The organism is Streptococcus sanguinis (assembly GCF_050220005.1).
GTDB classification, from domain to species: domain Bacteria; phylum Bacillota; class Bacilli; order Lactobacillales; family Streptococcaceae; genus Streptococcus; species Streptococcus sanguinis_Z.
This window is the reverse complement of sequence record NZ_CP071413.1, coordinates 569,646-582,401: the sequence shown is the minus strand read 5'-3', so window position 1 is coordinate 582,401 and position 12,756 is coordinate 569,646. Positions and strand designations below refer to the sequence as shown.

At 44.7% G+C, this 12,756-nt stretch carries 14 protein-coding genes; all 14 read right to left on the bottom strand.

The features are described from left to right. Window positions 1-67: 67 nt before the first annotated feature. Entirely contained in the window at window positions 68-904 is an 837-nt protein-coding gene (locus J1C86_RS02975; RefSeq protein WP_125409585.1) for an energy-coupling factor transporter transmembrane component T family protein, read from the bottom strand. Then, the gene (locus J1C86_RS02970) at window positions 897-2,582 is read right to left on the bottom strand and encodes an ABC transporter ATP-binding protein (RefSeq protein WP_125409587.1); all 1,686 of its coding nucleotides are present in this window, start codon (window positions 2,580-2,582) and stop codon (window positions 897-899) included. The genes J1C86_RS02975 and J1C86_RS02970 overlap by 8 nt, the downstream gene beginning before the upstream one ends. 9 nt (window positions 2,583-2,591) lie before the next feature. Then, window positions 2,592-3,353, bottom strand: coding sequence for a nucleoside phosphorylase (locus tag J1C86_RS02965; RefSeq protein ID WP_125405506.1), 762 nt, complete (start codon window positions 3,351-3,353; stop codon window positions 2,592-2,594). A 215-nt stretch (window positions 3,354-3,568) separates the two neighbouring features. Then, complete coding sequence (locus J1C86_RS02960; RefSeq protein WP_002898091.1) at window positions 3,569-3,829, bottom strand: SemiSWEET family transporter; 261 nt, start codon at window positions 3,827-3,829, stop codon at window positions 3,569-3,571. Between the two features lie 180 nt (window positions 3,830-4,009). Further along, on the bottom strand, window positions 4,010-4,927 hold the full coding sequence (locus J1C86_RS02955) for a DUF4299 family protein (RefSeq protein ID WP_002910379.1): 918 nt from the start codon (window positions 4,925-4,927) through the stop codon (window positions 4,010-4,012). A 295-nt stretch (window positions 4,928-5,222) separates the two neighbouring features. Next, window positions 5,223-5,582 (bottom strand): TfoX/Sxy family protein, encoded by a 360-nt coding sequence (locus J1C86_RS02950; RefSeq protein WP_125405503.1) that lies wholly within the window; start codon window positions 5,580-5,582, stop codon window positions 5,223-5,225. Window positions 5,583-5,591: 9 nt separating this feature from the next. Then, complete coding sequence (locus J1C86_RS02945; RefSeq protein WP_125405500.1) at window positions 5,592-6,005, bottom strand: VOC family protein; 414 nt, start codon at window positions 6,003-6,005, stop codon at window positions 5,592-5,594. A gap of 56 nt (window positions 6,006-6,061) precedes the next feature. Beyond that, complete coding sequence (locus J1C86_RS02940) at window positions 6,062-6,865, bottom strand: helix-turn-helix transcriptional regulator (RefSeq protein WP_125405497.1); 804 nt, start codon at window positions 6,863-6,865, stop codon at window positions 6,062-6,064. A gap of 158 nt (window positions 6,866-7,023) precedes the next feature. Then, window positions 7,024-8,010 carry a rhodanese-related sulfurtransferase gene (locus tag J1C86_RS02935; RefSeq protein WP_002898096.1) on the bottom strand — a complete coding sequence of 329 codons (987 nt, stop codon included), beginning with the start codon at window positions 8,008-8,010 and terminating at the stop codon, window positions 7,024-7,026. A gap of 315 nt (window positions 8,011-8,325) precedes the next feature. Next, window positions 8,326-8,868: an ECF-type riboflavin transporter substrate-binding protein gene (locus J1C86_RS02930; protein WP_002900998.1), complete on the bottom strand. Its 543-nt coding sequence runs from the start codon at window positions 8,866-8,868 to the stop codon at window positions 8,326-8,328. An 11-nt stretch (window positions 8,869-8,879) separates the two neighbouring features. Continuing rightward, on the bottom strand, window positions 8,880-9,725 hold the full coding sequence (locus tag J1C86_RS02925) for an SAM hydrolase/SAM-dependent halogenase family protein (RefSeq protein ID WP_002932433.1): 846 nt from the start codon (window positions 9,723-9,725) through the stop codon (window positions 8,880-8,882). A 31-nt stretch (window positions 9,726-9,756) separates the two neighbouring features. Further along, window positions 9,757-10,350 (bottom strand): MptD family putative ECF transporter S component, encoded by a 594-nt coding sequence (locus J1C86_RS02920; protein WP_125405494.1) that lies wholly within the window; start codon window positions 10,348-10,350, stop codon window positions 9,757-9,759. A gap of 16 nt (window positions 10,351-10,366) precedes the next feature. Beyond that, window positions 10,367-11,749, bottom strand: coding sequence for a M20/M25/M40 family metallo-hydrolase (locus J1C86_RS02915; RefSeq protein ID WP_125405490.1), 1,383 nt, complete (start codon window positions 11,747-11,749; stop codon window positions 10,367-10,369). Between the two features lie 117 nt (window positions 11,750-11,866). After that, window positions 11,867-12,694, bottom strand: a complete 828-nt coding sequence (locus J1C86_RS02910; protein ID WP_125405487.1) for an amino acid ABC transporter substrate-binding protein — start codon at window positions 12,692-12,694, stop codon at window positions 11,867-11,869. Window positions 12,695-12,756: the final 62 nt, after the last annotated feature.

The following is a 12,756-nucleotide window of genomic DNA, read 5'->3' as shown; positions in this document are numbered from 1 at the left end:
TCCTAAAATATTGTATAAATAGAAGATACTTTAGGAAACCGTACATTCATAAGAAACATGCTCCATCCTACCTCCACGGGTTATAAAAGCGGCCGTGATTGACTGCGAAGAGGGCAAAGCAGAGCAATAGAAAGGCGACTGCCAGTGTCAGCACCAGCATATCTCGTTTGCTTAGAGCTTGATAGGTATACCAGGTGCGTTTTTTATTTTTCCCGAAACGGCGCAGCTCCATGGCTGTGGCAATGGTATTGATGCGCTCTAGTGAGCTGAAAATCAACGGAATAATAATCTGTAGATTTCCCTTTACGCGCTGAGACAGTTTGGCTTTCTGGGATAATTCCTGACCACGCGCTTCCTGAGACATCCTGATCAGGAAAAACTCTTCCTGCAAATCTGGAATATAGCGGAGCGTCAGACTGACCGCGTAAGCAATTTTATAGGAAATACCAAGCTGATGAAGGCTGGAAGCAAACTGACTGGGATGGGTTGTCATGAGGAAAATCACTGCCAGAGGTATAGTAGAAACATACTTGAGCAGGAGATTAAAGAGGTAGAACAGCTGCTGAGCTGTTAAATTATAAGCTCCCCATCCGGTCCAGAGGACATCTTTGGCTCCATAGATATCAACACCATACTGAGGCGCGAAAAGATAGACCATCACTAAGTTAAGAGCAGCAAAGGATGCCGCAAAGACTAAAACAAATGAAATGTCTCGGATGCGGATGTGAGACAGCCGAAAGAGACAGAGGGACAGCAGGGCTAGCCCCAGCAAAAAGCGAGTATCATAGCTGATCATGGCTGCCACTGATACCAGAACGAAGAACAGCATCTTGCTGGCACCGGACAGACCATGAAGAAATGTCTCGCCTGCATGGTAGCCGATTAATTTTCGCTGATTAAGCATGCTTGTCCTCCTTTTTTTGCATATAAAACTCGGTCAAAGCCAGAGGGTCGGCACCAATCTTCTCAGCCAGAGCAAAGATTGACGTTTCCTTTAGATGAGCCGCCGCAATCAACTCTTGATCTGTCAGCACCTGAGCAGGCGCCTTATCGGCTAAAATCTGACCATCCACCACAACCACCGCCCGATCTGAGTAATCCAGCATTAGCTGCATATCATGGGTAATCATGATAATCGTATGTCCCTGCTGATTGAGCTCGTCTAGAAAGTCCATCATCTCGGTATAATGGCGCTGGTCCTGGCCAGCTGTCGGCTCATCCAAGAGGATAATCTCCGGATTCAGCACCAAGATAGATGCAATGGTCACTCGCTTCTTCTGTCCGAAAGACAGGGCCGAAATCGGCCAACTACGGAATTCATAGAGCCCACAGGTCTTAAGAGCCGCATGGACCCGCTCTTCGATTTCCGCTTCTGCAAGTCCGCGCAAGCGCAAGCCTAGAGCCACTTCATCAAAAATCATGGCTGCCGAAATCATCTGATTGGGATTCTGCAGGACATAGCCAATCCGCTCTGCTCGCTCCTTGATGGAGTCTCCTTTGATGTCCTGACCTTTCCAGCTATAGCTCCCATCAGTCTCGATAAACTGACAGAGGGCCTTGGCCAGGGTTGACTTACCAGCTCCATTTTTACCAACGATAGCTATTCGCTCACCCTTGAAAATCTTCAGATTGATATCCTGCAAAATAGGCTTGCCGCCGCTCTGGTAAGCAAAGGACACATGCTCCAGTTCCAGCAAGGGCTCCTGAAGCCCTTTATCAGAATCAGACCAGTCTCTGCCCTCAAAGGTCACATCTGCCAGCTGCAGCTGATCCAAGCGGGACAAGTCTTCAGTCTTTTCCACTTCAACGCCCAGCTGGCGCAGGGTCGTAATGTAGAGCGGTTCACGGATGCCATTTTCAGCTAGCAGCTGGGTTCTGAGCAGGTCATCCGGCTGTCCATTAAAGAGAATGCGTCCGTCATTGATAAGCACTAGCCGGTCTACTGGACGATAGAGGACATCTTCCAAGCGGTGCTCGATAATCAGAGTCGTCGTTGCCGTCTCCCGATGAAGCTGGTCAATCAAATCAATGGTATCCTGCCCTGACTTGGGATCCAGATTGGCCAAGGGCTCGTCAAAAAGCAGAATAGGACTCTCGTCAATCAGAACTCCAGCCAGACTAACGCGCTGCTTTTGACCGCCTGATAAATCCTGGGGCCGATGCTGCAAAAGCTCTGATAAATCCAGCTTCTCTGACCAGGTTCGGACTTTTTCGCGCATAAGCGACAGCTCCATCACATCATTTTCCAACGCAAAGGCCAAATCTTCTGCTACGCTAAGCCCGATAAACTGGCCATCCGTGTCCTGCAAGACCGTGCTGACTAGATTGGACTTATCATAAATGCTGGATTCAAAGGCTGGCTGCCCCTTAATCAAAAGCTGACCGCTGGCCTCTCCTTTATAAATGTTAGGTATAATTCCATTGAGGCACTGGCCCAGCGTTGATTTACCAGAGCCAGACGGACCGACAATCAGAACCTTCTCCCCCTCGTAAATAGTCAGATTAATCTGCTTCAGGGTCGGCTCAGACTGGGCTTGATATTGAAAGCTAAAGTCTTCAAATTGGATAATTGGTTTTTTCATCTTATTTCTCTATAGTGCCAGAGCGATTTGAATCGCTAGATTGGCAATCTTATCTTTTTCGTCTAAGTCTGCATGATTGGCCAGGTTGCGCATATCCCAAGCTTCCTCTGATAAGTGGTCGGCTGCATAGAAGAACTGGCAGACGGTTATCTCTCGAAAAGCTGCTAAAGCCGCTACAGCTAAGCATTCCATATCCACACATATAGCTCCCTCAGCCTTTCTCTGGCGGAGTTTAGCTACCGTCTCACGGTAAATGCCGTCTGTCGTCCAGACCTTGCCCTTGCTATGGGAAATACCGCGCTCATCCAGAAAAGCCGTCAGAAAATCTTTCAAGCCAAGATTGACTTCCTGCTCACGGCTAGCTGGCTGGTAGTGATAGCTAGTCCCCTCATCACGCAGGGCCTCCGTCGGGATAATGACGGACGTTTCCTTAATCTCCTCATCCAAGATACCGCAAGTACCAAAAAGCACCAGTTTCTTTATTCCAAAAGCAATCAAGTCTTCCAGAATAGCTACACAGGCCGAAGCTCCAACAGGTGCATTGAAGAGAGCCAGTTCCCGTCCATCTGCAAAAATACGATAGATAGGAATTTCAATATTAGCCATGCTAGTTGTCGTAATCAGTTCATAATCAAAATCCGCCAACATCCGCGCAAAGGTCTCCCTAGCAAAGCAGGAAACAGCCGTCTCCGGAAAACCCTCTATGGATTCATTCAAGTCCTCTGGGTTAATGATGGCCTTGCGACTTTGGTCAAATTCTTCAAGTATCATAGGCTTGCTCTCTTACCCCTTTCTTCCTGATGAAACAGCCAGCAGATGTCTACTGACTTCATCTTACCATTGTATCATAAAAAGGCGGTCTGCTGAACGCTGCCTGCATATTTTCTACATAGCAAAAGCCATAGGCAGACTCTATAGCTACAAATGAGGTGAGCACTTTGTCCAATGTTTTTCCAACAAAAAAAGACTGGGAACAACTCCCAATCTTACATAAGTGCTGTAGCAGCAGTAATCAAGCCAAATACAATACCCGGCATATTAGCCGCTGCCAAAGGAATGTCCCGCTTCTCTTTAAATAGGCCATAAATGACCCAGAGAGTACAGTTTAGAGCAGCTACTGAAGGCTGGATAAAGTCACCCTTGTTGCCAGCTAGATTATTCATAATCTGTGGGATATAGGAAACATACATCATAACAGACATAAAAGTAGCCACCCAGCCCAAGATTAGCATGTGTTTTTCTTTCATTTCGTTCTCCTTTTTATAAAACTGACCTCTATTCTATAGTTTCTTTCTGAAATTTTCAATATATTTTCAACAATGTTGTCAAAACGAAAAGAGTCACAAAATTGTGAGAACTGCTGACAGCCCTAAAAAAGCCGCCTTTTGGCAGCTCTGTTAAGATTCAAAAAGTAAATTTTCCTAGCGCTAAAACTTCGGTTCTCCATCGGGAAGCTGATTCAAAATGGCTTCCAGTTCCAGTCGACTAAGTGGCTGAATCCGGATCTGGCTGGAATCCAGATAGCTACGGTGAGTGTCTGGAATTTTCTCCAAAAAAGCCTGCAAGTCCTTTGTTGTCAGATATTTATAGCCCTGGGGACTGCTAGCATCCTCTATCAGGATATGAAGATGCCATTCCATGTCTTGACTAGCACCGCTCTCAATCATCTCTTTAATCAGGTAGCCCTTGGGCATGGGCTGAGTTGGAAGGACTGTGTCCACTCCTTCTGCCAGAACATAAGAACCCAGGTATTTCCCACCCTGATCCTTATAATACTTAGGAGTAGAAAATTGACTCTGAACCTGCTGCATCTCGGCCATCTGCCTGCCAAACTCCTCCACAGGATCTTCAGCCTTGAAAAGTTCCAGAAGTTTTTCTTGCGACATGTACAAATCATGAGCATAGCCTTCGAAAACATGCATAGGCGCAGCTGCCACTCTGGCATCGTTCAGGCCATAGAGAATATCCGCTTCAAAATCAATATTAAAAATCCCGTCAGCAGTGTAAGTATTGCCGTATTCATCGACAATATCCTGCTTCATCTTCTGAGCCAAACGACTCATGAAGAGAATAGCCCCTTTCCAGTCGCCCACCGTTGATGGTGTCAAGACGCGGACCTGGTAGGTTTCTCGGTCTGGCAGATAATAAACTTCAAACCCACGGCCTGCCCCTTCCCAATAGACAGCCAGAAAAGTTCCGACCTGATCCAAGGATTGATAAGCCTTATCGCCCTCGAGGCCTACGACCTCAAGCCCTTCTACTAAGGAAACCAAAGACAAGGGTGTTTCGACCGCCTTATAGCTAAACAAGCCCTTTCGGTTCTGAATGTAAAAAGAAATACTCATACTATGCTCCTTTCTAACTACAAAAAGCCTTTCAGAAAGCGAGAAAATGCAAAATCAAAACTCAATACAGGTACAAACTAGATTTTCTCCAAGACTTTTAAAGATAAACTTCATTCGCAAAACGGACTCTGGTATTAGTATAACATTTTTGGAAGAAAAAGACGAAAAAACCTGTATCCATGAAGAGACTTTCCGACTGAAAACTTCATCAATACAGATTCTAAGAATATATTTGAATTTCATAAAAAGGTAATGAATAAACTTCTAAGAAAGCAAAACTCATTCTGAGCACTTCTTACTTTTTATCCTGCTGCGTCAGCTCCTGATTGTAGGACAAGGCTAGCTTGATCCAGTAAGACAGTTCCTTTTGTCCTTCGCCATCTAAATCAATATAGCCATGATAAAGCCTACCCTTCATTAAAGTCACACTAGCACCATTTTTAGGCAGAACCTGCTTTTCCATTTCCTTACCGATGCGTACCATGACAAGCTCTTGACTTCTCGAACTCACAGTAACGGTCATCTTACCTCGGACCATAAAAGCCAAACCACCAAACATCTTCTTCTCTTCTACCTCTTCTTCAAAAACATGAGGAGGAAGTTCAGTAGCTAAAATGGCACGGACTTGCTGGGCTAAGGATTCACTATAAGCCATCCTTCTGCCTCATTTCATCACATCCCAGCCGATACCAAAACGGTCAATCAAGCGACCATAAAACTCTGCGAAAGCTTGTTCCTCTAAAGGATAGAGAATTTGTCCACCTTCAGCAAGCTTAGCAAAGAGCTCATCGGCTTCTTCTCTACTGTCTGGGCTCAGAACTAACCATTGATTGGGCTGATGATTGCTAGGAATAGATAGGTCGTTAAAAATGCCTACATCCTCACCATTCAGGGTCAAGTTTTCCGTATCTAAGGCAATCCAGGCAATCTTATCCCGTTTTTCTGCAGGAAGGTCTGCTGGATCCATCATCTCACTGGCTCGGACAAGTCCTTTTATCTCTATCTGAAAAAGATCTGCATAAAAACGAAAAGCTTCTTCTGCCTGACCATTAAAACTTAAAAACACGTCTAATTTCATTATTGTTCCTCCAATTTTTTATATCTGAGAATAAATCTCTAGTATCAGTTTATCAATTAGGATAAAAATTTTCTTATTCTCAATTGCGCTTGTTTGGCTAGGGAACGCATGATTAAAACTGGAAGATTAACTGTAATAGGTGGATCACTGGGCAAGGGCCTGCGCATGCTGATTTCCTCTTGATAGATGCTATCGCCTGAAAATGTGAGAGGCTCATCACTGCCCCAGCGAAAGTTATGCTTCAAGACATAGTTTTTAGACAGGCGTAAATCCTCCAGTAATTCACAGGCCAAAAGATAGTAGTGACCATCCGGTACATTTTCAAAAATAAACTGCCTCTCCTGACTAAGTGCCACTCCGATAACTGGCTTTTCTTTAGGTATGCGGGTCTTAAAAAGCCCGACACAACTAATGCGTGGCTCATACCCCTCGGGATAAGATAACGCCACAGTCAAGCGATTGCCACTTTTACAGTCGGGATCCTGATGCAAGAAAGCTCCCTTCTCATCCAGCTGTTTGACTATAAAATCATAAGCCTTGGTTGATTCCTGATAATATTTTTTAGGCGAAAGTCCAGTATGCCGCTTAAACGTATTGGAAAAACTGCCTAGACTATCATAACCAGCTTCCATAGAGGTCTCAGTCACATTTTGCCGGCCTTCTACAATCTCCTGAATCCCTTTTTCCATCTTAAGAGCTTCCACATATTGCTTGATAGAAAAGCCCATCTTTTTCTTGAAAGTTCTGGATAGATGGGAAGGACTATAATGGAAATACTGAGACAAATCAGTCAGACTCAGCTCTTCATCTGCATGCTGACGTAGATAGGCCGCCACTTCTTCCATGATAGCTTTAGACATAGACTTGCTCCTTTCCCATTTATTTAAGCCCATTATATCACATCAAAAAGAAGGCACAAAACATCGAAACCTGAATAAAGAAAAGCTAAGCTACAAATAAATAATGAAAAAACTTTAGACAGTAAATTTGTCTAAAGTTTTTTATCTTTACTATGCGATTACTGAGCTACCAATGTTTCCAAGCTTTCCCCAATCGCAGCCAAACGCTCCACCACTTCTGCCTGGCTCAAGCCGTTTTCAGCCACATAGCGGTTGCGAGGGTGAACGCGGCATTCATGAGAACAGCCACGGAGGTACTTGTCTTCATTTTCTTCTGAAGTCAGGATGCGGCGGTTACACTCTGGATTGCCACAGTTGACATAGCGCTCGCAAGGAGTACCGTCAAACCAGTCTTTCCCAATCACAACTGGATCAACATGGTTGATATCAACAGAGATACGCTCATCAAAGACATACATCTTACCGTCCCAAAGCTCACCTTGGACTTCTGGATCCTTGCCGTAAGTCGCGATACCACCATGAAGCTGACCGACATCCTTGTATCCTTCACGTACCATCCAGCCTGAGAATTTCTCACAGCGAACACCACCGGTACAGTATACAACCACGCGCTTGTCCATGAACTTCTCCTTGTTATCACGAACCCATTGCGGCAATTCGCGGAAGTTGCGGATGTCTGGACGGATAGCCCCACGGAAGTGACCTAGGTCGTACTCATAGTCGTTACGAGTATCTAGGACAACAGTGTCTTCGTCCAAGAGGGCTTCCTTAAATTCCTTAGGCGACAGGTAAGCTCCTGTCGTCTCCAGTGGGTTGATGTCGTTGTCAAAATCATTGTCTTCCAAGCCCAAGTGCACAATTTCCTTCTTGTAGCGAACAAACATTTTCTTGAAAGCTTGCTCATTTTCTTCGTCAATCTTGAACCATAGGTCTTCCATGCCCGGAAGGCTGTGCACATAATCCATGTATTTTTGAGTGGTTTCATAGTCACCAGAAACCGTTCCATTGATTCCCTCATCTGCTACCAAGATACGGCCTTTAAGACCAATAGATTTACAGAAGGCCAGATGATCAGCTGCAAATTTCTCAGCATTCTCAATCGGAACATATTTGTAATAAAGTAGGACGCGAATATCTTTTGCCATAAGATTTCAACTCTCTTTTCTCTATAAAATTTTCTGAATTTTTTAATTCATCTATTTATTATAACGCGAGAAGAAAAGCTGGGCAAAATATTTGTTTGAAAAATAGCAGAGCTGGAAAGTTTAAATGAGAAAAACAGGTTATCACTCTTCTTCCAATTGGTCCAAATATTTCTTAAAGCGCTTTTACTGTATTCTCTTACAGATTTTCCTTTCACTTTATAAATTTCTATAATACAATATATAATTTACATTATGTTTTTTATTTTGTACAAAAAAAGACTGGGAATTCTCCCAATCTTTCAATTTTTGATGTAATCAATCCTTTTTCAGACTTCCTGCGCGGGTGCGGGTGCGAGCGTAGGCAGTCAGCAGGACAGTTCCGATGACTGCTACTGTCGCAGAATTCACCAGAATTGCTACAATACTTTGAGCAATAACCTTATTGACCGGCTCACCAGACACAATCACGTCACCAATCGGGCCGATTAGCCAAGCGATTGCATTGGCTCCAAACTGAATTAAATTAAAGCGGATAATATCCTTGACTTCAAATTTTCCTTCTTCCACTTGGAAGAATTTTCTAAAGAAGCCAACCAATAGACCGAAGACCCCGCTGCCAGCAATCCAGAACCACCAAAGTCCGCCACCACTCATAGCGTCTTTAATGGCATGGCCAATGAAGCCCATCAGGAAACCAACGATTGGTCCAAAGATGACGCTAAAAAGAGCTTGCAGAGGGTATTGGAGCTGGATGCTCGTATTAGGTACAGGCGTTGGGATATTGATCATTCCGATAACCACGAATAGGGCAGCTCCAATTCCTGTTGCGACTACGTTTCTGATTGTATTATTTTTCATTTTCTTCTTCCTTAATTCTCAATTCTCTTGATTTCAATATGCCACTGGGCACCGACGCCAACATTGTAGGCCTTAGCAAAGGAACCTTGATTAATCGCTAAGCCAACCCGATAGAGGGAGTTGATATAGAGGATAGGCTGGCCGATGCGGACATCCGCAAAGGACTTGCCATAGGTTACTTGGTTTTGATAAACCAGCATGTCATTGTTATAGATGGTAACCTCGAATCGGTCACCAAATTCTGGTTTTAAGGTGTAGAATTCCTCGCGGGTTATAGAGGTCCAGAGAGAGCCGAAGCGGACATCCAGGATATCAATAGCTCCGCTGACATAATTATCCGCAAGCGTAGTCTCTACTACCTGAATTTCGACAATGTCTTCAACTTTAAGCTCCGGTCCAACCTCTTCAAAGCTGATATGGCCGCTGGCTAGCTTGGCACCTGTATAGGCATAGACATCACGGCCGTGGAATGTGTAGGAATGCTCCGTATCCTTGCGGCGATTTTCCACTTCAGAAATTTCCCGAATGGCCTCAATGCCAACATGCTTCTTGATGAAAGACAGGGTGCCATTGTCAGGCGTAACGATGTACTGTCCTTTTTTAGTCTTGGCTACCACACTCTTACGCTTGGAGCCAACGCCCGGATCCACTACCGACACAAAGGTCGTTCCTGCCGGCCAGTAATTAACCGTCTGAAAGAGGCGATAGCTTCCCTCAAAGATATTGTAAGGGGTGATATCGTGAGTCAGATGATGAATTTTCAGAGTGGGCGACTCTTCTAGCGCCACTCCGATCATGGCTGACACGGCTCCATCTACCAGACCAAAGTCCGACTGGAGTACAAGTAAATTGTTCATGTTTTCTCCTTAGTTATATTTTCAATGGTATTTAGGCCGAAGCTGACTTGGAAAGTCTTGCTTTGAGGATCTTCCTTCCTAACAGGGCTCCAAGTAAAGCGCCCAGTAAAATGCTGGCTATAAACCAGAGGACTAAGCTGGGTTCTGGCTTAAGCATGACCTGGTCGATATAAGCCTGAGTCTTTCCTCTGGCAAGAAGACTAGCTTCATACTGCTTGGGTGCCAGCCACATTAGGAAAATAGGGCCCGCTGTGCTAAAGCTGAAAACCATAAAAGCTAGCAAGCTTCTAACAGTCTTTTGATAGCTGCCTGACCGAGCTATCAGATCCGCTAAAACACCGCAAATCAAACCTGGTAGAAAGGCTCCAAAGCCATGTCGACTGAGCAGAAAGAAGAAACCTAGCAGACAGCCTAAGCCGCTGATCAGACCGAAGGTCTTTATTTTCTCTGTATAGAAGAGGAACAGAACTCCGCCAAAGAAAGCTGTAAAAGCTGGAGCGTAAAACATATTGCCTGAGTGGTCAAATAAAAGTCCAACCAAGACGCCTAAGATCATGGCTAAAAAATAAAAGAGGTAAAAGAAGCCAGCCTGCTTCAGTTTGTCTTTTCTTATAGAGTATAGCATAAGTCTTCCTTTCCCACTAATCAGCTTGACGGTAACTGCCAATCAGCTCCTGAATGAGCTCTATATGCGTATAATAATCAGCAATTTTCACATTCTCATCTCCGCCGTGGTCTCGACTGTTGGCATTCCCAAGTCCAAAAGCCGCCATAGGAACCTCCAAGGCCTCATAGACAGTGTGCATCGGACCAGTTCCAGCTGAAGTCGGCAGAACAGAGATGCCCTCTTGGTAATAATCTTTAGCCAGCTCGATAAGATTGAGAATGGAAGGCGCACTCATGTCGCTGCGATAGCTCATCTCTCCCAAGGTATAGGTCAGTTCAACCGCCGGATAGCCATTTTTATCCAGCTGCTGACGAATCTTGTCTAACACATCCTCTGGCTCCAGACCAGGCACCAGACGAACCTCCATCTTGGCCTGAGCCTCTGAAGGCAAAATGGTTTTAACCCCTTGGCCTTGATAGCCTGATCCGAAGCCTTCAATATTCAGCGAAGGCTCAAAGTAAAAGCGACGGAGAAATTCCTTACGTTCGTCCAATAGAACTGGCAATTTCAAGCCATAGACTTGACTCAACTCTTCAGGAGTCCGCAGGGCATATTCCTCAATTAGGGCCATCTCCCGTTCATTAGGCTCTTGAACCTGCTCATAGATGCCTTCAACTAAGATTCGGCCGTCTGGACTGCGCAAGCTGGATAAAGCATTGAGCAAATACCAAGAAGCTGAATTGATAACGCCACCGAAGCTGGAATGGATGTCAACAGCTGCACTTTTGACCGTCATGTCAAAGGTAACAATTCCCTTGTTACCGCCTGAGATTTCCAGCTGACCTAGATTGTTGCGGCTGCCTTGCTCCCAGACCAGCAAATCCGCTCCGCGTAGGCGTTTGCGATGCTTGACCAAATATTTATCCAAGTCTGTCGAAGCAGACTCTTCTGCCCCTTCCATCATAAAGATGATATTGACTGGCAAATCACCGTGCTCTCGAATATACTTGCGAACGGCCGTCAAACGAGCGGTAATGTGCCCCTTGTCATCATCAACTCCTCGTCCATACATAACCCCGTAATGAACTGATAATGTGAAGGGATCATTTGTCCAAGGCTGGTCATCGTCTGCCGGCACTGTATCGTAGTGGTTGTAGAAAATAATAGTCTTAGCAGCAGGATTTGAAGAAAGAAACTTCGCCAAAATAAATGGAGCAGTATAGCTGTCGTCAATCATGACCTTGGCACCTGCAGCTGTAAAAATCTCTCCCAAATAGTTAGCCACTTCCTGAAGGCCAACCTGCTGGGCAAAGATCGATTTTTTAGAGATCAAGGTCCGCAGCACTTCAAAATAGTGCTGGGCTACCTCGTCGTTTTCAAATTTCTTGATTTGTTCAGTCTCAGTTGAGAAAGGCATGCGTTACTCCTATTAACAGCAGATAAAGGGCTGGGGAAATAAGCTTCCCCGCCCTTATCGTATTTCTTGTATCAAAGTCTAGTCAGACAAATTGCAGATCGGACTTGATGAGATTTCTTACTTGATGTCTTTTGCATCTGGCAGGTAAGAGCCGCCAAAGAATTCTTGTGATAGTTTTTCAAGCGTACCATCCTCATAGAGTTCTTTGATTCGCTTGTTGACAAATTTTTGCAGGTCTTCCTGACCGCTTGCAATAATCGGATAAACATAAGGCTGCTGGTCGCTCGGAAGCTCAATCACTTCCAGATTATTCAAGCCTTGGTCTTTGATAATAGACTCTACAGTTATGCGCTCAAAAATCTTATAGTCCGTACGGCCGTCATTCAGATTGGCCAAGATTTGCTGAATGGTTCCGTCCGTATAATTGATTTTTGTCGGTTTATCGCTATGTTCCTTGTTGTAGTCCTCTAGTTGCTGAGCTGTTGAAGTCCCCTGAACAACCTCAGTAGACTTGCCGCCAATGTCATCCAGCGATTTGATGCCCTCACCTTTACGGACAACTAACACTGTTGGATTTTTCGCATAGGGACTAGCATAGAGATATTTGTTAGCACGCTCTTCAGAATAACTGATATTATTAGCACCGATCTGGTAGCGGTCGCTGTCCAAACCTGAGAATATAGAAGCCCACTTGGTCTTATTGAAATTGACTTCATACTTGTCTGAGTCCTTAAAGATAGCACGAAGGACTTCGATATCGTAGCCAGTCAGTTTACCGTCTTTATCCTCGTATGAAAATGGTTTGGTCGTCCCCACTGTTCCGACTTCTACCTTTGTTTTCTCTGTTTTCTTCTCACTTGATGATGAGCAAGCCACCAGGGCACCAATGACCAAGACACTGACAGCCGCCAGAGAGAAGTATTTCAAGGTTTTCTTCAGGTTCATATTTCGAATTCCTCCTAAAAAGTCTTTCTTTATCATATCAAATAAGGAGAAGCTTGACCATT

What these genes read in the sequence shown, in the direction of transcription:
- J1C86_RS02955 (WP_002910379.1), bottom strand. Translation starts at nt 4,927, where the DNA reads ATGAGTATTTCTTTTTACATTCAGAACCGAAAGGGCTTGTTTAGCTAT.
- J1C86_RS02965 (WP_125405506.1), bottom strand. Translation starts at nt 3,353, where the DNA reads ATGATACTTGAAGAATTTGACCAAAGTCGCAAGGCCATCATTAACCCA.
- J1C86_RS02960 (WP_002898091.1), bottom strand. Translation starts at nt 3,829, where the DNA reads ATGAAAGAAAAACACATGCTAATCTTGGGCTGGGTGGCTACTTTTATG.
- J1C86_RS02930 (WP_002900998.1), bottom strand. Translation starts at nt 8,868, where the DNA reads ATGAAAAATAATACAATCAGAAACGTAGTCGCAACAGGAATTGGAGCT.
- J1C86_RS02925 (WP_002932433.1), bottom strand. Translation starts at nt 9,725, where the DNA reads ATGAACAATTTACTTGTACTCCAGTCGGACTTTGGTCTGGTAGATGGA.
- J1C86_RS02915 (WP_125405490.1), bottom strand. Translation starts at nt 11,749, where the DNA reads ATGCCTTTCTCAACTGAGACTGAACAAATCAAGAAATTTGAAAACGAC.
- J1C86_RS02950 (WP_125405503.1), bottom strand. Translation starts at nt 5,582, where the DNA reads ATGGCTTATAGTGAATCCTTAGCCCAGCAAGTCCGTGCCATTTTAGCT.
- J1C86_RS02975 (WP_125409585.1), bottom strand. Translation starts at nt 904, where the DNA reads ATGCTTAATCAGCGAAAATTAATCGGCTACCATGCAGGCGAGACATTT.
- J1C86_RS02920 (WP_125405494.1), bottom strand. Translation starts at nt 10,350, where the DNA reads ATGCTATACTCTATAAGAAAAGACAAACTGAAGCAGGCTGGCTTCTTT.
- J1C86_RS02970 (WP_125409587.1), bottom strand. Translation starts at nt 2,582, where the DNA reads ATGAAAAAACCAATTATCCAATTTGAAGACTTTAGCTTTCAATATCAA.
- J1C86_RS02935 (WP_002898096.1), bottom strand. Translation starts at nt 8,010, where the DNA reads ATGGCAAAAGATATTCGCGTCCTACTTTATTACAAATATGTTCCGATT.
- J1C86_RS02910 (WP_125405487.1), bottom strand. Translation starts at nt 12,694, where the DNA reads ATGAACCTGAAGAAAACCTTGAAATACTTCTCTCTGGCGGCTGTCAGT.
- J1C86_RS02940 (WP_125405497.1), bottom strand. Translation starts at nt 6,865, where the DNA reads ATGTCTAAAGCTATCATGGAAGAAGTGGCGGCCTATCTACGTCAGCAT.
- J1C86_RS02945 (WP_125405500.1), bottom strand. Translation starts at nt 6,005, where the DNA reads ATGAAATTAGACGTGTTTTTAAGTTTTAATGGTCAGGCAGAAGAAGCT.